The sequence below is a fragment of the Negadavirga shengliensis genome (assembly GCF_042652345.1).
GTDB lineage: Bacteria > Bacteroidota > Bacteroidia > Cytophagales > Cyclobacteriaceae > Negadavirga > Negadavirga shengliensis.
Map to the genome: position 1 here is coordinate 1 of NZ_JBHSJJ010000001.1, position 19544 is coordinate 19544.

15 protein-coding genes are annotated in these 19544 nt (G+C 45.4%); 4 read left to right on the top strand and 11 right to left on the bottom strand.

Annotation, left to right across the window (positions count from 1 at the left end):
* Positions 1-416: 416 nt before the first annotated feature.
* The 4 genes from accC to ACFPFU_RS00020 all read right to left on the bottom strand — a co-directional run bounded on the left by accC (position 417) and on the right by ACFPFU_RS00020 (position 3992).
* Positions 417-1769 (bottom strand): acetyl-CoA carboxylase biotin carboxylase subunit, encoded by a 1353-nt coding sequence (gene accC, locus ACFPFU_RS00005; RefSeq protein ID WP_377060252.1) that lies wholly within the window; start codon positions 1767-1769, stop codon positions 417-419.
* A gap of 30 nt (positions 1770-1799) precedes the next feature.
* Positions 1800-2285 (bottom strand): acetyl-CoA carboxylase biotin carboxyl carrier protein, encoded by a 486-nt coding sequence (accB, locus tag ACFPFU_RS00010; RefSeq protein ID WP_377060254.1) that lies wholly within the window; start codon positions 2283-2285, stop codon positions 1800-1802.
* Between the two features lie 119 nt (positions 2286-2404).
* Entirely contained in the window at positions 2405-2968 is a 564-nt protein-coding gene (gene efp / locus ACFPFU_RS00015) for an elongation factor P (RefSeq protein ID WP_377060256.1), read from the bottom strand.
* A 25-nt stretch (positions 2969-2993) separates the two neighbouring features.
* Positions 2994-3992, bottom strand: coding sequence for a beta-ketoacyl-ACP synthase III (locus ACFPFU_RS00020; protein WP_377060258.1), 999 nt, complete (start codon positions 3990-3992; stop codon positions 2994-2996).
* A 296-nt stretch (positions 3993-4288) separates the two neighbouring features.
* Between ACFPFU_RS00020 and ACFPFU_RS00025 the strand changes: the two genes are divergently transcribed.
* Positions 4289-4738: a (2Fe-2S)-binding protein gene (locus ACFPFU_RS00025; protein ID WP_377060260.1), complete on the top strand. Its 450-nt coding sequence runs from the start codon at positions 4289-4291 to the stop codon at positions 4736-4738.
* A gap of 9 nt (positions 4739-4747) precedes the next feature.
* Positions 4748-6895, top strand: coding sequence for a xanthine dehydrogenase family protein molybdopterin-binding subunit (locus ACFPFU_RS00030; protein ID WP_377060262.1), 2148 nt, complete (start codon positions 4748-4750; stop codon positions 6893-6895).
* Positions 6896-6963: 68 nt separating this feature from the next.
* On the opposite strand, the gene hslU is transcribed toward ACFPFU_RS00030, so the two are convergent.
* From hslU to ACFPFU_RS00050, 4 genes are all read right to left on the bottom strand, one after another.
* Positions 6964-8364: an ATP-dependent protease ATPase subunit HslU gene (gene hslU / locus ACFPFU_RS00035; protein ID WP_377060264.1), complete on the bottom strand. Its 1401-nt coding sequence runs from the start codon at positions 8362-8364 to the stop codon at positions 6964-6966.
* Positions 8365-8692: 328 nt separating this feature from the next.
* The gene (lon, locus tag ACFPFU_RS00040) at positions 8693-11179 is read right to left on the bottom strand and encodes an endopeptidase La (protein ID WP_377060266.1); all 2487 of its coding nucleotides are present in this window, start codon (positions 11177-11179) and stop codon (positions 8693-8695) included.
* 223 nt (positions 11180-11402) lie between these two features.
* Positions 11403-12722 (bottom strand): RIP metalloprotease RseP, encoded by a 1320-nt coding sequence (rseP, locus tag ACFPFU_RS00045; RefSeq protein ID WP_377060268.1) that lies wholly within the window; start codon positions 12720-12722, stop codon positions 11403-11405.
* Between the two features lie 3 nt (positions 12723-12725).
* A complete protein-coding gene (locus ACFPFU_RS00050; protein WP_377060270.1) occupies positions 12726-13889 on the bottom strand; it encodes a 1-deoxy-D-xylulose-5-phosphate reductoisomerase in 1164 nt (387 codons plus the stop codon).
* A 281-nt stretch (positions 13890-14170) separates the two neighbouring features.
* Here ACFPFU_RS00050 and ACFPFU_RS00055 point away from each other — a divergent pair, with 281 nt between their 5' ends.
* Positions 14171-15643, top strand: coding sequence for a trypsin-like peptidase domain-containing protein (locus tag ACFPFU_RS00055; RefSeq protein WP_377060272.1), 1473 nt, complete (start codon positions 14171-14173; stop codon positions 15641-15643).
* A 131-nt stretch (positions 15644-15774) separates the two neighbouring features.
* Here ACFPFU_RS00055 and folE read toward each other — a convergent pair whose 3' ends face one another.
* Positions 15775-16476 carry a GTP cyclohydrolase I FolE gene (gene folE, locus ACFPFU_RS00060; RefSeq protein ID WP_377060274.1) on the bottom strand — a complete coding sequence of 234 codons (702 nt, stop codon included), beginning with the start codon at positions 16474-16476 and terminating at the stop codon, positions 15775-15777.
* Positions 16436-16846 carry a 6-pyruvoyl trahydropterin synthase family protein gene (locus ACFPFU_RS00065; protein ID WP_377060276.1) on the bottom strand — a complete coding sequence of 137 codons (411 nt, stop codon included), beginning with the start codon at positions 16844-16846 and terminating at the stop codon, positions 16436-16438. Before ACFPFU_RS00065 ends, folE begins: the two co-directional genes overlap by 41 nt.
* Before the next feature lie 243 nt (positions 16847-17089).
* Here ACFPFU_RS00065 and ACFPFU_RS00070 point away from each other — a divergent pair, with 243 nt between their 5' ends.
* Positions 17090-17818 (top strand): murein L,D-transpeptidase catalytic domain family protein, encoded by a 729-nt coding sequence (locus ACFPFU_RS00070; RefSeq protein WP_377060278.1) that lies wholly within the window; start codon positions 17090-17092, stop codon positions 17816-17818.
* Here the strand turns inward: ACFPFU_RS00070 and ACFPFU_RS00075 are convergent.
* Complete coding sequence (locus ACFPFU_RS00075; RefSeq protein ID WP_417574761.1) at positions 17792-19477, bottom strand: L,D-transpeptidase family protein; 1686 nt, start codon at positions 19475-19477, stop codon at positions 17792-17794. The genes ACFPFU_RS00070 and ACFPFU_RS00075 overlap by 27 nt on opposite strands.
* Positions 19478-19544 lie beyond the last annotated feature (67 nt).

Below are 19544 nucleotides of genomic sequence, written 5' to 3' on the forward strand. Positions count from 1 at the left end.
TGGCGTCCGGCCCGTGACAGGCAAAGCAGTTGTCCGACAGGATCGGACGCACATGGAAGTTATAGCTGATCTGGTCAGAGGATGATAATGAAAAATCCTGATTATCATCGCCAGATCCACAAGAACTCCAGGTGAAGACTAATAGAAGCAAGATATATAGCGAATGCCTAAGCATAAATTGGGCTCATTTTAAGTGACTCTCAACCCCCAATTTGGTAAAATAAACAGAGAATTACAAATAATTCATACAAATGTATATGGAACGATACTCTAATGGAAATATAAGACAATGATCGGGTACCTAACTTAAATTAAAAAAGATTTTTTTGTCATTTTCCATCCTTATTCAAAGAAAAACAGCCCGGGTCAGGGCTGCTTCAAAACAAAAAGGGCTGTTTTCACAACCCTTGTTATTTTTAAAATTTACTGACTTTTGAAAAGTCGAAAGTTTCCAGAAACTTGGTGGTGAAATTCCCCGCTATAAAATCAGGATCCTCCAACAAGGCCAAGTGAAAGGGAATGGTGGTTTTGATGCCATCTATCACAAACTCTTCAAGAGCCCGCTTCATACGCACGATCACTTCTTCCCGGGACTGACCACTGACGATCAACTTGGCAATCATGGAATCATAGTTGGGGGGGATGACATATCCGGCGTATACATGGCTGTCAATCCTTACTCCCCTACCTCCGGGAAGATGCAGGTTGACTATCCTTCCAGGGCTCGGTCTAAAGCCGTTGGCAGAATCCTCGGCATTGATCCGGCATTCCATTGCGTATAACTTGGGGAAGTAATTTTTCCCGCTGATGGGTTCTCCGGCAGCGACTTTAATCTGCTCTTTGATAAGATCGAAATCTGTAACTTCTTCAGTGATGGGGTGTTCTACCTGGATACGGGTATTCATCTCCATGAAATAGAAATTCCGGTTTTTATCTACCAGAAATTCTATCGTTCCGGCTCCTTCATACCCGATGGCTTCCGCACCTTTTATGGCTGCCGCCCCCATTTTTTCCCTTAATTCATCTGTGATAAAGGGAGATGGGGTTTCTTCAACCAACTTTTGGTGTCTTCTCTGTATAGAACAATCTCTTTCTGACAGATGACAGGCCCTGCCTCTGTTGTCCCCGATCACCTGTATTTCAATGTGTCTGGGTTCCTCCACATATTTTTCCAGGTAGAGTCCGTCATTGCCAAAAGCGGCAGCGGATTCCTGCCTGGCATCATCCCAGGCCTTTTTAAATTCTTCAGGTTTTCGGACAATCCTCATCCCGCGTCCACCGCCGCCTGCTGTGGCTTTAAGAATAACAGGATAGCCCATTTCATCTGCAAGGGACAAACCCTGTTTCAGATCTTTCAGCAAACCTTCAGATCCCGGGATAGTGGGGACGCCTGCTTCGGCCATGGTGGCTTTAGCGGTGGCTTTGTCTCCCATTTTTGCTATCATTTCAGGACTGGCTCCTATGAATTTGATGTTGTACTCTTCACAAATTCTGGAGAATTCCGCGTTCTCAGACAAAAATCCATACCCTGGATGTATGGCATCCGCATTCGTGATTTCTGCCGCAGCAATAATCCGGGGGATATTCAGATAGGAATCCTTGCTGGGAGCAGCTCCGATGCAGACCGCTTCGTCTGCAAAACGGACATGCAGACTATCTTTATCAACAGTGGAATATACAGCGACGGTTTTGATTCCCATCTCTTTACAGGTCCGAATGATCCTTAAAGCTATTTCTCCTCTGTTGGCTATTAAAATTTTATTGAACACAATACAAAAGGGATGTGGTTTAAAGAAATTTTAATGAGTGGGTTCGACTAAAAACAAGGGCTGGTCATATTCGACCGGTGAGGCATTTTCAACGAGAACCTTAACAATTTTGCCGGAAATTTCCGATTCAATCTCGTTAAACAATTTCATGGCTTCGATGATACACACGGTCTGTCCTGCCTGGATGGCATCGCCCACATTGACAAATACATCTGTATCAGGATTGGGCGACCTGTAAAAAGTACCGATCATGGGTGATTTTATTTCCAAATATTTTTTATTCTCTTCTTCTACGGAAGAAGCCGGTGGCGCCGGTTCCACGGCAGGCTGTGTTTGGGGAGCGGGAGCCGCCGGGATGGGGTTTACCGGACTGGATGTTGCTTCCACTGGTCTCGCTGCAACTGGCTCTGAATTTTTCTTAATGGAGAGTTTAAACTCATCCGTTTCGATTTTTACCTCCGCCAATCCGGAATTGGAAATAAAATCTATTAACTCTTGAATTTCTTTGGCTTTCATAAATTTTCCTATTTGAACAGGCCTTCGCTAAACTTTTATACAGGGCCCAACAGATCAGAAATATTCGTATTACGTGATAAAACTATGTAATTTAACAATAAATCACATACAAATTGGAATTATTTCACCCTTTCGGAATAAGATCCGTCCCGGGTATCCACCTTAATCAGGGTATCCTGATCTACAAACAGCGGAACCATAACGACTGCGCCGGTTTCCAAGGTTGCGGGCTTTAAGGTATTGGTAGCCGTGTCTCCTTTTATCCCAGGTTCAGTGTAGGTTACCATTAGTTCCACAAAAGGGGGCAGCTCCACTCCCAAAGGCCTTTCAGTTTCGGCATGAATCAATATATCCACCTGCTGGCCTTCCTTCAGAAGTCCGGGCCTTTCTATTAGTTTTTCCTCAATGGGGATCTGCTCAAAAGTTTCAGTATCCATGAAATGGTAGCCCAGGTCGTCACTATATATAAACTGATGAGGTCTTTTTTCGACCCTGGCAGTGACCACTTTCTCCCCGGCGCTGAAAGTTTTATCCAGCACCTTTCCCGAAGTCAGACTCTTCAATTTTGTCCTCACAAAAGCAGGGCCTTTCCCTGGTTTTACATGCTGAAATTCCACTATGGACATGATGTCGTTATTAAATTCCAAACAAAGTCCATTTTTAAAATCTGCCGTACTAGCCATATTTATACTTTGATTTTCTACTTGTTTATTTCGGATCGTAACCCCACTTCAGGTAAACCGCTCCCCAGGTGAATCCTCCCCCAAAGGCAGCAAGGACCAGGTTGTCCCCCTTTTTCAATTGTGATTCATAATCCCATAGACATAGTGGCAGGGTGCCTGCTGTGGTATTCCCGTACTTTTCAATGTTCAGCATCACCTTTTCGGGCCCTATCCCCATTCTATTGGCTGTGGCATCGATGATCCGCTTATTGGCCTGATGGGGCACCAGCCAGGCGATGTCGTCACCCGTGAGGTTATTTTTGGCCATAATTCTTGCACTTACCTCGGCCATATTGGTTACCGCAAACTTAAATACCGTAGATCCTTCCTGGAACACATAATGTTCTCTGTTCCGGACGGTTTCCAATGTAGCCGGCTTTCGGCTTCCTCCTGCCCTCATATGCAGATAATCCGCTCCTGAACCGTCTGTATGCAGAAGAGCATCCATTATACCATAATCCTCCTCAGTAGGCTCAAGCAACACCGCACCCCCTCCGTCACCAAAAATAATACATGTCGTCCTGTCTTCGTAATTGACAATAGAGGACATTTTATCTGCCCCTATAACGATCACTTTTTTATGGACACCGTTTTCGATAAACTGACTCCCAATGGACAAGGCGTACAAAAAACCAGAGCAGGCCGCGGATATATCGAAGCTATAGCTGTTTTTCGCCCCCACTTTATCCGCTATGATGTTGGCGGTGGCAGGAAACAGCATATCAGGCGTCACCGTGGCACAGATAATCAAATCAATCTCTTCGGGATCGGTATTCGTTTTTTCCAGAAGACCTTTTACCGCTTCCGTACCGATGACAGAAGTTCCCTGCCCTTCGCCTTTCAATATTCTCCTTTCCTTGATTCCCGTCCTGGTGGTGATCCATTCGTCGTTGGTCTCCACCATGGTTTCCAGTTCTTGGTTGGTAAGCACATAGTCAGGAACCCAGGCATGTACTCCTGTAATTACCGCTCTCTTTTTCTTCATCTAATTTTTTCTTGTGTCATAAGGAACCCGATGGGGCTGTCTCCAGATAATCCAGGACAGTATACTTTTAATGAACAAGTATTGGGGTTGTGTTTCCTTGTTTTTTAATGATTGGCCCAAAGACTCTTTGTTTTAAGAATGCCAAAATTATTTAAAATGTGCTTGTTCACCAAAGTTTTTGGGGAGTAGTATAAAATAAAATTCTCTTTCAGTCCCCCGGCAAACCCAAAAAGCGTTTTTTTGCATTCATCCGGTGAATTTACTACCTTAACGTGTCCAAACATTTTTCTGCTAAAATGAGAATAAATGTCAACAACAAAGAACATGCTGTAGATTTATCGGGCAACCCGAGCTTACTTGATGTCCTGAGAGAACAACTGGATCTTACCGGCAGCAAATACGGTTGTGGCGAAGGGGCCTGCGGAGCCTGCAAGGTTTTGATAAATGGCATTCCCACACCCTCCTGCATCACTCCGACCGTGAGTGTGCAAGGTAAAAAGATAGTCACCATCGAAGGATTGGAAAATGAGGGCAAACTACACCCTGTGCAGGAAGTCTTTCTGGAAGAAGATGTTTTCCAATGTGGATACTGTGCTTCTGGTATGATCATTACCGCTACCGCATTGATCGAAAACAACCCCAATTTAACCAAACAGGAAATCCAAGATGCCATGCAAGGCAATATCTGTCGGTGTTGTACTTATCCTGACATCACCAAAGCCATTGCCAAGGCGGCGGAACAATAAGAAACCGTCATGGAAAAGTCAGAAAAAGAAATCCCGGTCATTTACCCTGAACAGTACGAATTGTTTGAAAGGGGACAGCTTCGCGGCCCGATCAGCCGAAGAAGCTTTTTCAAAAGGATGGGGGCAGGAATGGCAGCCTTTGTGGTGGTATCGGATGTTCTGTCAGCCCAAGCCTTTAAGCACCTTTCCCCAAAAGAAAAAGCCCTGGCAGAAGATACCATAGCCTCCTGGATACATATTGGTGCTGACGAAAGCATAACCGTTTATACAGGAAAAGTGGAAGTCGGACAAAACATCAGGACCTCCCTCGCCCAAACCGTGGCAGAGGAACTTTCGGTTCCGGTAAAGGACATCACGCTGATCATGGGGGACACCGACTCGGTACCTTACGACAGAGGCACCTTCGGAAGCCTTACCACACCACAGATGGCTCCCATATTGAGAAAGGCAGCGGCCTCAATCAGAGAAATGATGGTGGAACTGGCCTCAAAGGAATGGAATCTGGGCAAGGAAACCTCCCTCCACATGGAAAAAGGATATATCCATCATCCTTCCAATGGGGCCAAACTGAGCTATGCCCAACTGGCCAATGGCGAAAAGCTGTTTCATAAAATCAACAACGACGCGAAAACCGTACCGCCTAAAGAGTGGAAAATCGCCGGTACATCTGTCCCCAAAGTAAACGGCAGGGACATCATTACAGGCCGTCATCAATATGTATCCGACATGTCCCTCCCGGGAATGGTGTATGGAAAAATCTTAAGACCTCCGACTTACGGGGCTACTTTGGAAAACATCAATACAGCAAAAGCTGAACAAGTACCCGGCGTGAAAGTCGTAAGGGAAAAGGATTTTGTAGGCGTTACTGCCCCGGATTCCCGTACAGCATCCATGGCGTTGGCGATGATTGAGACGGAATGGAAAGAAATGCCCCAGCCCTCCAGAAACGTCCTGTTTTCCCATCTTAAAGAAAAAGGGGAAAAAGACGAAAGTGAACGGGAAGCACTGCTTCAGGCCTATTCTTCCGCGGAAGACAAGCTGGAACAGGAATTTCTGATCCACTATATTGCCCATGTCCCGCTCGAACCCCGGGCAGGGATCGCCAAATGGGAAGGGGATCAATTGACCGTCTGGACAGGCACCCAACGTCCTTTTGGGGTGCAGGAGGAGCTACAGAAAACCTTCAACATTCCGAAAGACAACATCAGGGTACTCATGCCGGACACCGGCTCAGGCTATGGCGGGAAGCATACGGGAGAAGCGGGTATCGAAGCCGCTAGGCTTTCTAAAGCTGTGGGTAAACCTGTTAAGGTCAACTGGACCAGAGAGGAAGAGTTCAAATGGGCCTACTTTAGACCCGCGGGGGTGATAACGGTAAAAAGCGCCACACGGAATGGTGCGCTGGCAGCATGGGAATTCCACAATTACAATTCAGGCTCTGCCGGTCTTCAGACTCCCTACGAAGCCATGGAAAAACATCATAAATTCCACTCCTCCGACTCTCCCCTAAGGCAAGGGTCTTACAGGGCATTGGCGTCCACTGCTAATATTTTTGCCATAGAATCCCAAATGCATGACATGGCGGTGCTGAACAATACTGATCCATTGGAATTCAGGCTGAGACATTTAAAAGACGACCGTTTGACTGCAGTCGTAAAGGAAGCGGCCAAAGCATTTGATTGGGGGAAAAAGAAACCCACTGATCATGGATACGGGATTGCCTGCGGAGCGGTAAAGGGAGGCTTCGTAGCCACATGTGCCGAAGTACACGTTCATCCCTCCTCCCATGAGGTAAAAATTCTCAGAACAGTGACCGCTTTTGAGTGTGGCGCCATCATCAACCCCAGGCATCTCAGGAGCCAGGTACTTGGATGTGTGCTTCAAGGTCTGGGAGGCGCTTTGTTTGAAGCAGTGGATTTTAGAGATGGGGATATTTTGAACCCGTCCCTCTCCGCGTACCGGGTGCCCAGGTTTAAGGATACCCCTGAAATGGAAATCGTCCTTTTGGACAGGAAAGACCTGGCCTCATCAGGAGCTGGAGAGGCACCTATCGTGGGTATTGCCCCAGCCATCCGAAATGCGATATTTGATGCCACTGGAATAAAAATCAACCAGTTGCCCCTTTTACCGAGTGGAGTGGTACCTGGAATGGCATAAAACCGCCACCCCCGCTGCCTGGCAAAAGCAGTAGTGCCCCCGGATAAACCCCGGGGGTTTTTATTTGATCAAAGTATATATTGAGAAAGGTCCCTGTTTTTCACAAGCGTACTCAGCCGCTCCTGCACCATTTCTTTGGTAATCATGATTTTGCTATTGGCCTGAATCGTGTCAGGTACTTCAAAGAGAAAATCATTCAACAGGTGACTCATGACCGTGTGCAATCTCCTTGCACCAATATTTTCCACCTCTTCGTTGATCCTGAATGCCAAAGCAGCAATTTCCTGTATGGCATCATCCGTGAATTCCAGTGAAACCTCCTCCGCTTCAAACAATGCCTGATACTGCTTGGTAAGTGCGTTTTTGGGTTCTCTCAGGATCCGGTTAAAATCTTCCTGTGTCAGGCTGCTCAATTCAACCCGGATCGGGAAACGCCCCTGTAACTCAGGAATCAGATCAGAAGGTTTACTGACATGAAAAGCGCCTGCGGCAATAAAAAGAACATGGTCCGTGTGTACCAGGCCATATTTGGTGTTTACCGCACTGCCCTCCACTATAGGAAGCAGATCCCTTTGCACTCCCTCACGGCTTACATCCGGCCCACCGCCTTTACTGGATCCGGAAGCGATCTTGTCGATTTCATCGATAAAGATGATGCCATTGTTTTCCGCCAAGCGGATGGCCTCTTCTTTTACCTCGTCAAAATCGATGAGTTTGGACGCTTCTTCTTCCATCAATATTTTTCTGGCTTCACTGATGGTGACTTTCCTTTTCTTAGTCCGTTTGGGCATCATGTTGCTCAACATGTCCTGTAGTCCCGCCATACTGGCTTCATCCATCATGCCGTTGCCGATCATACCTATTCCTGAGGGCATCGATTGTTTTACACTTATTTCGATTTTACGGTCCTCCAGTTCACCGTTTTTCAGCTTTTCCCTGAAACGTTCCCTTGTTTTCTCATTGAGCTCCTCCTCGGTGGCGTTGTCCGGGTTAAATTGCTCCGGACTGCTCACCGGACTGCCGAACCCCTGGCGTTTGACCGGAGGAATGAGGATATCCAGCAGCATATCTTCAACTATCACGGCCGCCTTTTCTTTCACTTCCTCGTTTTTGGCCTCCTTCACCAGGTTGACCGACTGCTCGACCAAATCCCTTGCCATGGACTCCACGTCCCTTCCCACATAGCCTACTTCCGTAAATTTTGAAGCTTCTACCTTTGTAAATGGGGCATTGGCAATTTTGGCCAGTCGCCGGGCTATCTCGGTTTTCCCTACGCCGGTAGAACCAATCATTAAAATATTGTTGGGAACAATGTCCTTTTGGAGCTCTGATTTCACCATCAACCTTCGGATCCGGTTTCTAAGTGCAATGGCCACGTTTCTTTTCGCATCCTGCTGGCCAATAATATATTTATCCAGTTCAGCAACAATCTGCTTTGGTGTCAAATGATTCATTTTATTTCCTTTCATATTTAAGGTTAGAATTGCCTTAAAGTTTTTAAATTCTTTGTAATGCCTATTAAATGGGTTTCCCCCGCTACATGAAAATGCATTCTGGAATAAGAAAATTCCATTTTCTACCTGGCTAATGGAGATGATGCAGATAGAGAGAGAATACATGGGCGCCTGCCGCAGCCGGCCGGGAACAGGTACAAAAGGATAGCTTCTTTTAACCTATAGCCGCAAGTCGGGTATATCCCGGGTTTTCTACAAATACAAAGGACACGGGATTCTTTGTGCATATGACACCTGCTGGCATACCAGTTGACATCCCGGAAAGCACCAACAATATGCCTCGTCAGTTTTCAACGACTTTCTTTGGCTCAGGGTCGAACATAAATTCCATGGGATCTTTCACCCTGTTCTCCAACAGTGCAATTTTCAGTACTTCACTCACATGGTCCACAAAATGAAATTTGAGGCCTTTCAAATAGAGATCGTCGATTTCCTCAATGTCTTTTTGGTTTCTTTTGCAGAGGATGACATCTTCGATCCCTGCTCTTTTGGCGGCCAATATTTTTTCTTTGATTCCTCCTACCGGCATCACTTTCCCACGCAACGTAATTTCACCCGTCATGGCCAGCTTAGACCGGACTTTGCGTTGGGTATAGATGGAGGCTATGGCTGTCAACATGGTGATCCCCGCAGAAGGGCCGTCCTTGGGCACAGCGCCAGCGGGCACGTGGATATGGAGATCATATTGATCAAATACCCTATGATCGATATTCAGGGTTTCCGCCTTGGATCTCAAATAGGAAATGGCAGTCATGGCCGACTCTTTCATTACATCCCCCAGTTGGCCGGAAAGGGTGAGTTTGCCCTTCCCTTTACTTAAAGAGGCCTCAATGAACAGAATTTCTCCGCCCACAGAAGTCCATGCCAAGCCTGTTACTACCCCCGCAAGGCTATTGTCCTGATACATTTCCTTGTCAAAGACCTCGCCTCCCAAAACTTTACGCACCACTTGGGCAGTAATTTTTTTCTGATAATCCTCCTCAAGGGCAATGGATTTGGCGATGTTCCTCATCACCTTTCCGATCTGCCTTTCCAGACTTCTGACACCGGATTCCTTGGTGTAGTCCTCGATGATTTTAACCAAAGCTTCCTTGCTGAACACGATGTCTTTCGCTTTCAGACCATGTTCCCTTCGTTGTTTGGGAATTAGGTGTTTTTTGGCGATTTCCACTTTTTCCTCCAGGGTGTAGCCTGTCACCTCAATGATTTCCATTCTGTCCCTCAGGGCCGGTTGTAAGGTCTCCAATGTGTTGGCTGTGGCGATGAACAGCACTTTGGAAAGGTCGTAATCCACTTCCAGGTAATTATCGGAAAAGGTGGAATTTTGCTCCGGATCCAGCACCTCCAAAAATGCGGAGGAGGGATCTCCTCTGAAATCAGAACTCAATTTATCAATTTCATCCAGGACAAACACCGGATTAGAAGACTTGGCCTTCTTCATATTTTGAATGATTTTTCCCGGCAGCGCCCCCACATAGGTTTTGCGGTGGCCGCGGATCTCTGCCTCATCATGGAGTCCGCCCAGGGACATTCTTACATATTTTCTGCCCAAGGCCTTGGCAATGGATTTTCCCAGCGAAGTCTTCCCGACGCCCGGAGGGCCGTACAGACAAAGTATGGGTCCCTTCAAATCCTGTTTAAGCTTCAGTACAGCCAGGTATTCGATGATTCTGTCCTTCACCTTGTCCAGTCCGGCATGATCCTTATCCAAAATATGTTTGGCCCTTTTTAGGTCAAAATTGTCCGGGGTAAATTCATTCCAGGGAAGATCCACCATCACTTCCGCATAATTCAAGGCAATGGGATATTCCGCCGCGGAGGGGTTCATTCTCAGAATCTTGTCAAGCTCTTTCTCGAAATGACGGGCAATTTCAGCCGACCATTTCTTCCGCTTGCCTTTTGCCCTCAGCTCATCCACTTCTTTTTCGGGGCCTTCCTCGCCGAGCTCTGTCTGAAGCACTTTCATCTGCTGTCTCAAAAAATAATCCCTTTGCTGCTGGTCTATATCGGTATGCACCTTTTTCTGGATCTCGCTTTTTAGCTCCAGCATCTGTATGTCCTTCATCATAAATTCCAACAGCAACGTGGCCCTCTCTATGCCGTCGTTGATTTCCAGCAACTTTTGTTTGGCCTCCACCGGCGCATTGATGTTGGAAGACAAAAAATGAGTGAGAAAAGAAGTGCTGTCTATATTGTCCAATGCTACCTGTGCTTCACGGGGAATTTCAGGATTTAACTGTAGAATTTTAAAGGCAGCTTCCTTTAAAGATTGCTCAAGCGCCTTGATCTTTTCATTGCCCGGGGGAAAAGTTTCCTCCAAGTAAGCCACTTTTGCATAGAAATAGGGGTCTTCCGATAACTCCTCCTTTATTTCAAATCTTTTTTTCCCTTGGATAATGATCGTGGTATTTCCATCAGGCAGGACAATCATTTTGATGATCTTCGCCAAAGTGCCCACGTGGAAAATATCCTCCCAGGAAGGATCTTCCATATTGGGGTTCTTCTGGGCGCAGACGCCGATCAGTTTATCCCCTTTCTGGGCCTTTTTTACCAGACGGATCGAACGTTGTCTGCCTACTGTAATGGGAATTACCACACCGGGAAACAATACCGTGTTTCTCACTGAAAGGATAGGGATTTCATTCGAAAAATTCTCTTCCTTTAATGACCCGTCAGACTCATCATCCGTTATCAGTTGGATCAGATCTCCTTCCCCCGAATAATCCCCTAACATTAATGATTGGTATAATTGATTGTCGCTATTACTCATACAGACAGAATGACAGTATAAATGTCACATTAGTTGTTTAAATAAGAAAAGACTTTAGGCCGATAAAGACCCATAAAGTTTATTCAAGGCCTATGCCAATATGAGAGATTTTACAAATTGTCAGGCCGGATTTTAAAATATATTTTAAAAATCACAGGATAAAAATAAATGATTATATTGAAAAAACCCGGACATCCGGGCCTTGCCCGGGTTTTTTTTTGCTTTAACTTCCTGTAAAAATTTTCAGAATATCATTGCCGATGGCAAATACCATAATGGCCAGAAGCAGCACCATGCCTATTTTTTGTGCATTTTCAAGGAACCTGTCTGATGGTGTACGGCCGGAGACCATTTCGTACAGCAGGAACATCACATGCCCGCCGTCCAAAGCAGGTATGGGCAGAAAATTCATAAAGGCCAGGATCATGGATATCAATCCTGTAATGGACCAGAATTTTGTCCAATCCCAGCTGCTTCCATAAATTTTAGCCATCCCAATGGGACCGCTCACATTTTTGGTAGAAACTTCCCCCGTAAACATCTTACCCATGGCACGGGCGTTGACGATCACCACGCTGAAAGCCCTTTCTGCCCCCAGCGGAATGGATTGCGCAAAGGTATAATGCTTCCTGACCGGCTCCAATACGCTACTTATGATCATACCGATAGTACCGTCATCACTTATCTGCGCCCTTGTATAAAGGGTCTCCCCGTCTCTTTCCACCAGCATTTCAACTTCATTCCCAGCCCGGCTTTCCATCACTTTTCTGAATTCATTCATGTAATAGGTATCAATGCCGTCTACCTCCAAAATTCTGTCTCCGGGCTTTAATCCCGCATTTGCGGCGCTGCTCTGGGGATCAACATTGTTAATTTCAAAAGGAGAACGAATGCTGATAAATCTCATCATGCTCTCCTCATTGGAAAAGGAATTGATAAATCCACGGGGGATCGGAACTTTAATCCTTTCGCCATCCCTCTCCACAGTGTAGTAGCCATCCGAGCTCAAAAGGGCATCGCCACCGCTGAGGTCATTGAGCGATTCGTATATTTGGCCATTTACATCCAGCACCTTATCCCCATCCTGCAACCCGATTTGCTGGCCAATTTCATAGGCAACAATACCATGCTCTATGATCTGGTCTCTGGAAAAATAGGTTTCTCCTCTGCTATATACCAAAAAGATAAAAATAATGATACCTGTCACTACATTGACAATAATGCCGCCCAACATAACAATCAGACGCTGCCAGGCGGGTTTGGACCTGAACTCCCAAGGTTGTGGTTCGGAAGACATCTGCTCGGTATCCAAGGATTCATCCACCATTCCGGCGATTTTCACAAAACCGCCCAGCGGAATGGCTCCAATAGAATATTCGGTCTCTCCCCATTTAAATCCCACTATTTTAGGAGGAAAGCCAATGGAAAACTTTTCCACCTTCATCCCAAACATTTTTGCTGCCAGCAAATGGCCTAATTCATGCAGGCCCACCAAAATCGACAAGCCCAGCAGCAACTGCGCTACCATTATTAAAGTATCCATTATTTATAAACTATTGATGATTTCTTTTGTTAATTTTCTTGTTGTCCGATCTGTTTGAACCAGGTCCTCCAATGTCGGAGAACCTATAAAACTTATTTTTTGCATGCTTAGTTCTATGACGTCCGACATCTGCAAAAAACCGATTTCGTCCTTCAAAAATGCTGCCACAGCAATTTCATTGGCGGCATTTAATACACAGGCTGAATTGCCCCCCCTTTCCAATGCTTCGTAAGCCAAGCCCAGATTTCTGAAGGTTTCCGTATCCGGTTGTTCAAATTCCAGGCTTGGGTACTGTCTGAAGTCAAACCTGGGAAACTGCGAGGCAAGCCTCTCCGGATAAGACAATGCAAATTGTATGGGAATACGCATATCCGGCAATCCGAGTTGTGCTTTTATAGAACCGTCTTCGAACTGGACCAGGGAATGAATGATGGATTGGGGGTGTACCACTACTTCAATCTGGGAAGCATTCAGGCCAAAAAGCCACTTGGCTTCTATCACCTCTAATCCCTTGTTCATCAGGGAAGCGGAATCAATGGTAATCTTATCCCCCATGTCCCAATTGGGGTGTTTCAACGCTTGCTCCTTCTTCACCTTCCTGAGAAACCCGGTATCCTTTCCCCGAAAAGGCCCTCCGGATGCAGTAAGGATGATCTTTTCGATGGGGTTATGAAACTCCCCCACCAAACACTGAAAGATAGCGGAATGTTCCGAATCCACAGGGAAAATATTGACCCCTTTCTTTTTGGCCAGAGAAGTCACCAATTCGCCGGCCACCACCAAGGTTTCTTTATTGGCCAGCGCGATCGGTTTTCCCGCTTCAATGGCTTTTATGGTAGGCATGAGTCCTGCGTACCCCACCAATGCGGTAAGCACTATATCCACCGTTTCCATTTCCACTACTTGGGCAATGGCCTCTTCTCCGGCATAAACCTTTATCGGGTATGAAGACAAGGCCTGCTTTACTTTTTCATAATTTCCCTCGTTTCCAATCACCACTACGTTGGGTTCAAAAGCCATGGCCTGCCGGATCAATAAGTCCGCGTTGTTCTGAGCCGTAAGCACTTCCACTTGAAACCTGTCTTGATGCTGCTGCATTACATCCAACGCCTGCGTACCAATACTCCCGGTAGATCCCAGAATGGCTACTCTTTTTCTTGTTGACATCTGTCTGTTTTAGCTTCCTTCATTTTAAAAAAATCCGACTGACAATACCTTATTCAGATAGGGTTTTAATTCGTTAGCTGACAAATTTACAAGGTAAAAAGAGTTTTTCTTGTTTTTTTTAGCTCTTTTTCAGTCTTTATGCCCTGGCATAAGTTTGGGTAGCTGATTTGGCTACAAAATAAAGCCCATATCCATGCGTCAAGGCGTGTTTTTCGTAATATTTGTTAAACGGTTTATCTCTTCACAGAGCAAGGCCGTAAAAAACAGTAAATTTCACAAAGATGAAAAAGAACGTACAGATTCTATTGATTTCATTTATTGGCGGTCTTTTAGGAGCTTGGTTTTTTAACCATTTTCATCAACTGAAAGCCGTCTCCGATCGCCCGATACTGGAAACCGATTGGCTCAACATCCGTACCGCCTCAACGGAAGTTTGGGAAGAGCAGAGAAATCCACCCGGATCTCCAGCATCAGCCGACGTCCCAAATGTACCGTTTTCGTTTGTTGATGCATCATTGAAAAGTACCAACTCTGTGGTGTTCATCAAAAACTTCTCCGGCACCGACACCAGGCGGTACAGTATATTCGACTACTTCTTCGGTCAGGGCGTACCTCCTCAACGGGTGAGTACCGGTTCGGGAGTAATCCTTTCGGAAGATGGCTATATCATTACCAATAACCACGTGATTGACCGGGCTGAAACACTGGAAGTAGTCCATCAAAAAAGAACTTACCAGGCCAGCCTCATTGGGGCAGATGCCAATACAGATATTGCTGTGTTAAAAATTGAAGCTGAAAACCTCCCCGCCATCACCGTAGGGAGCAGCCGGGATTTGAAAATCGGGGAATGGGTCATAGCCGTGGGAAATCCTTTTAACCTCACCTCCACGGTCACAGCCGGCATCGTGTCCGCAAAAGAAAGACAGATCAATATCATGGGAGGAGACTTTCCCCTGGAATCCTTTATCCAGACAGATGCTCCCATTAACCCGGGAAATTCCGGCGGCGCTCTGGTCAACATCAACGGTGAACTGGTGGGCATCAATACCGCCATTCTTAGCCGTACAGGCTCTTATACCGGGTATGGTTTTGCGGTGCCTGTCGACATCGCTACCAAAATCGCCAACGATCTGATCAAATATGGTGAGGTTCAAAAAGCCGTTCCCGGTATGGATGTGGTTGAAATCACGCCGGAACTGGCAGAAGAAATGAACCTGAATTCACTGGATGGCGTCATCGTGTCCCATGTAATCCGCAACGGCGCCGCGGAAAAAGCGGGACTTAAAAGGAATGATGTGGTCAAAAAAATAGAAGACATTGTGATAACCGGCAAAGGCAGCTTTGAAGAGGCCTTGTCTTATTACTATCCCGGTCACAAAATCACCGTGGAGTTTCTTCGTGAAAACCGGTCTCAAAAGGTACAGGTGACATTACAAAACCTACTTGGGGGCACGGGGGTTATCAAACGTGAATTTTTCACCTCTCCTTTACTGGGCGCAAAACTCGAAACAGTCAATGCCATAGAAAAGGACCGGCTTAATATCTCCCATGGCATCAAGATTTCCGGTATGACCAGAGGTTATTTAAGGGATCTGGGGCTGGGCAATGGGTTTGTAATCACCTCCTTAAACGGGCAACCGGCCAAAGACCCAAAGATGGTAGGGGAATTCCTGGAAGGATTCAGCGGAAGGTTAAGAATAGAGGGTGTCACGGCCAATGGTCAGCCTTTTATGCAATCCTATAATGTAAGATAACTGTAGACTATCAATATATTAAGTTGATGCGCATGCGTTTTCTTGCCCCGGGGGATATTATCCAGGGTATATAAATAATAAAAACCAGGCCTTTCCTGGTTTTTATTATATTCGGTCCTATGTGGAAGCTGTTATTTTCTCAGTTCAAGGTATTTCAAAAATTCATTCCGAAGCTGATCCTCTCTTTCAAACCGGCCGCTATAAAAAGATGTCACTGTGCTGCTGGATGTGTCTTTTACGCCCCTTGAGGAAACACACATGTGGTAGGCATCCAAAACCACGGCGACATCTTCGGTACCCAAGGCTGACTTCAGCTCATTGCCGATCTGTATGGTAAGCCGCTCCTGAACCTGCGGCCGCTTGGCAAAATGCTGCACAATACGGTTGATTTTGGAGAGTCCGATTACATGTCCGTCAGAAATATAGGCCACGTGGGCTTTACCATATATGGGCACAAAATGATGTTCACAGTGGGAATAAAAAGTTATATCCTTTTCCACCAACATTTCATTGTACTTGTATTTGTTTTTAAAAAGTTTGACATCAGGCTTATTTTTGGGATCAAGGCCGCTAAAAACTTCCTTCACAAACATTTTGGCCACTCTGCGTGGCGTACCTTTAAGGCTGTCATCAGAAAGGTCCAGCCCTAAAATATACATGATTTCCTTAAAATGTTTTTCAATGAGTGCCATTTTGAGATCATCATCCATTTCAAATGCATCGTCTCTTAATGGTGTGTCATGCGAAGTGCCTACATGTTCATCCCCTATTTCATCTATGACCTGATTGAGATCAATTTCCGCTGTATTCAACAAAGTTTCTTTCCGTTTCATATAATCGAACTGTTAAATCGTATTTCTCTTCAATTTGCTTTCTCAGAATATTCCAAATAACCACAGCAATGTTTTCTGCAGTTGGGTTAAGGTTTTTGAATTCATCGGTGTCCAGGTTTAAGTTTTTATGATCAAATTTTCTAATAACATATTCATTTATCAGGTCTTTCAGCTGTTTCATATCATAAACATAGCCAGTTTCCTCATCAATAGACCCCTGCAATTTAACTACCAGTTCATAGTTATGGCCATGAAAATTAGGGTTGTTGCACTTTCCAAAGATTTCGCGGTTTTTCTCGTCTGTCCATGCAGGATTATGTAACCTATGTGCAGCATTAAAATGTTCCTTCCGGTGTACGGCGATTTTCATAAATTCATTAACAGGACTCCTGTTTTTTTGTTTAATTAATGATAAATATTAACAAAAATTGAACGATTAAACTCCGTTAATGCTTTATTCAATGATGTTAATTAAAAAAACAGCAATCCTTTTACTTGTTGAACGTTAGTATAATTGTCAAAAAACGTAACAAAGATCGCAGCTTAATCAGTTCAAAAATAAAAAATTATTAATTTGTGCAAAAAAAACATTCCCTCGGTATCCCATTTATCTATGAGTCGCATTATCATTATTTTATTGCTTCTTTTTTCACCCGCCTTCCTATCCAGCGCCTTTTATAAGGACACTTCACCGGCCAATCACGGAGAAATCACGGCTACAAAGGCCTCGATAGTAGAATCGGTGGTCACCAACCTGACCCATAACCTTTCCAAAGAAGGTGAATCCCCCCGTAAAGAAATACTTCAAATGGCTGTGGCGGGATATTTCCGTCTTGTAGAAGAGGGTCGGATCAGAAATGGCAGGCCATTGAGTATCATTGATTTCGACAAGCCGTCCACCGAAAAGCGGCTTTGGATCATAGACATGAAGAATAAGATTTTGAAGCATCATTCATTGGTGGCACATGGGCGGAATTCCGGCGATCTCATGGCCAAGAAATTTTCAAATAAACCTTCCAGTTATATGAGCAGCCTGGGCTTTTACCTGACCGGTGAAACCTACAAAGGCAAACACGGCCATTCCCTGAAGCTTGATGGTCTGGAGCCGGGCTTCAATGATTTGGCCAGACCGCGGGCCATTGTGATCCATTCGGCCGATTATGCTGAGGAAAGTTTTATCAAAAGTACCGGCAGATTAGGGAGAAGCCTGGGTTGTCCGGCTTTGCCTACTGAAAATTATGAGGATATCATTGAGCTTATCAAGGACAAAAGCTGCCTGTTTATCTATGCAGATGACCCTGCGTATAAAAACCGTTCAGAGTTTCTGCAGCAAGCCATCTGAAGCTATTTTCCGGGTCAAAAGCTTATACAGGTCCTGATCCCTCTCATAAACATCATGTCTCACCATCGGTGTGCCGTCCCCGGCGGTCCAAAAAGTCAGGTACAATATAATGACCGGTATCTGCCGCCTCAAACTGACTTTTTGCTCCCTGCCGGAATTCATAGCCATGAGTATGCGCTCACCCGTCCATAAAGGTTGATCTGCCAAAAGCAAGTACGCCAGTTCAAAAGGCTTTTGGATACGGATGCAGCCTGAACTCAAGGCCCGATCGTCCCTGGCAAACAATTCCCGTGCCGGCGTGTCATGGATATAGACATTGTACCGGTTGGGAAACATAAACTTCACCAGGCCGAGTGAATTATCCGGACCTGGATCCTGTCTGACCATGTATGGAAAATTCGAAGCCGAAATGCTGCTCCAGTCCAAGGTATAAGGATCCACTTCATTACCTGAATGCGTCAACAAACGCATGTTTTTGCTGGCAAGATAACGGGGGTCTTTTTTGACAGCGGGAATGACATCATTTCTAAGAATGCCCGGAGGAACCGTCCATGTTGGACTGAAAACCAAGTAAGTCATCGGGGCATTGAAAACCGGCGTTCTGCGGTAGGCCCGCCCCACTATGGCATTGGAATGCAAAAGGGTGTCTCTGTTTTTGATATAGTCCATGGAATAGTTGGCGATGTTTACCAGGATAAACTCCTGCAAAATGGTGTCGGGCAGCCACCTCAGTCTTTCCAAATTGACAGCCGTCTGCCGGATCAGGTCCCGGGGATTCTTATTCAATGCCCTGACAGTGGCACTACCGATAACACCATCGGGGTTCAAGCCGTTTTTCTGCTGAAACGCCTGAACGCCGGATAGCATCAGGGAATCATACAAATCCTTATCCGTCCATTCGTATACCTCCAGTTCATTCCAAAACAACAGCCTTTCCCTGATGACCGGGATGGCTGCATGTCTTTCATTAGGCTTAATGGCGGTCCTGATGCTGATGGGATTCCAAGTACCTGTTATTTCTTTTTCCTTCTCATAGTACCGTACAAGAGAACGTTGCATCCGCTGATAGACAGGAAATTTAGGTCTAAACGCCTCAAGATGTTCCCTGATCTCCCCTTCCGCCAATGCATCTTCCAGTCCCTTCAGAATCTTTGGGTCTGTGGATTTTTTCTCTATATTCCATCCTGACACGGCATGTTCCGGATCCACTTTGCCACTGTATAGATGTCCTGCGTATAAAATGAATGCATCCGTGAGCACGATATCCGCAGCCGCCAGTTCCATCGCAGAACCATATCTTTCATTTTTTTCCCTTGCTTCAAAAAAGTCATCAATCTGGGGTAAATGATAATCTTCCGGCACCAATCCGTCATACTTGGCTCGTCTCACCAGATAACGGAACTCATAGGCATGACGTGTCAGTTTGCCATCTTCTATCCAGGCTTCTCTGAAATCCCTTTGGGAATAAAATTCCAAAACCAAATCGGGAGAATGGATGTAGGTATTTTCAAAAAGTCTGAAATTCTGATCCTCCGACGCTTCAAAAACTTTCCTTATCTCAAGAGAAATCCTTTCGTCCGTATGGCTTGTCTGAGCAAGTCCCGGTGCCGTAAGCGCAAACATTCCCCACACAAAAAAATACTTTTTCAACAAACCCATCATTTTTGATTTAATTGTTGCAAATAATATCTGTTACCCTACAATTTTAATTCCAAAAATCGTGATC

What these genes read in the sequence shown, in the direction of transcription:
- accB (WP_377060254.1), bottom strand. Translation starts at nt 2,285, where the DNA reads ATGAAAGCCAAAGAAATTCAAGAGTTAATAGATTTTATTTCCAATTCC.
- efp (WP_377060256.1), bottom strand. Translation starts at nt 2,968, where the DNA reads ATGGCTAGTACGGCAGATTTTAAAAATGGACTTTGTTTGGAATTTAAT.
- ACFPFU_RS00020 (WP_377060258.1), bottom strand. Translation starts at nt 3,992, where the DNA reads ATGAAGAAAAAGAGAGCGGTAATTACAGGAGTACATGCCTGGGTTCCT.
- ACFPFU_RS00025 (WP_377060260.1), top strand. Translation starts at nt 4,289, where the DNA reads ATGAGAATAAATGTCAACAACAAAGAACATGCTGTAGATTTATCGGGC.
- ACFPFU_RS00030 (WP_377060262.1), top strand. Translation starts at nt 4,748, where the DNA reads ATGGAAAAGTCAGAAAAAGAAATCCCGGTCATTTACCCTGAACAGTAC.
- hslU (WP_377060264.1), bottom strand. Translation starts at nt 8,364, where the DNA reads ATGAAAGGAAATAAAATGAATCATTTGACACCAAAGCAGATTGTTGCT.
- lon (WP_377060266.1), bottom strand. Translation starts at nt 11,179, where the DNA reads ATGAGTAATAGCGACAATCAATTATACCAATCATTAATGTTAGGGGAT.
- rseP (WP_377060268.1), bottom strand. Translation starts at nt 12,722, where the DNA reads ATGGATACTTTAATAATGGTAGCGCAGTTGCTGCTGGGCTTGTCGATT.
- ACFPFU_RS00050 (WP_377060270.1), bottom strand. Translation starts at nt 13,889, where the DNA reads ATGTCAACAAGAAAAAGAGTAGCCATTCTGGGATCTACCGGGAGTATT.
- ACFPFU_RS00055 (WP_377060272.1), top strand. Translation starts at nt 14,171, where the DNA reads ATGAAAAAGAACGTACAGATTCTATTGATTTCATTTATTGGCGGTCTT.
- folE (WP_377060274.1), bottom strand. Translation starts at nt 16,476, where the DNA reads ATGAAACGGAAAGAAACTTTGTTGAATACAGCGGAAATTGATCTCAAT.
- ACFPFU_RS00065 (WP_377060276.1), bottom strand. Translation starts at nt 16,846, where the DNA reads ATGAAAATCGCCGTACACCGGAAGGAACATTTTAATGCTGCACATAGG.
- ACFPFU_RS00070 (WP_377060278.1), top strand. Translation starts at nt 17,090, where the DNA reads ATGAGTCGCATTATCATTATTTTATTGCTTCTTTTTTCACCCGCCTTC.
- ACFPFU_RS00075 (WP_417574761.1), bottom strand. Translation starts at nt 19,477, where the DNA reads ATGGGTTTGTTGAAAAAGTATTTTTTTGTGTGGGGAATGTTTGCGCTT.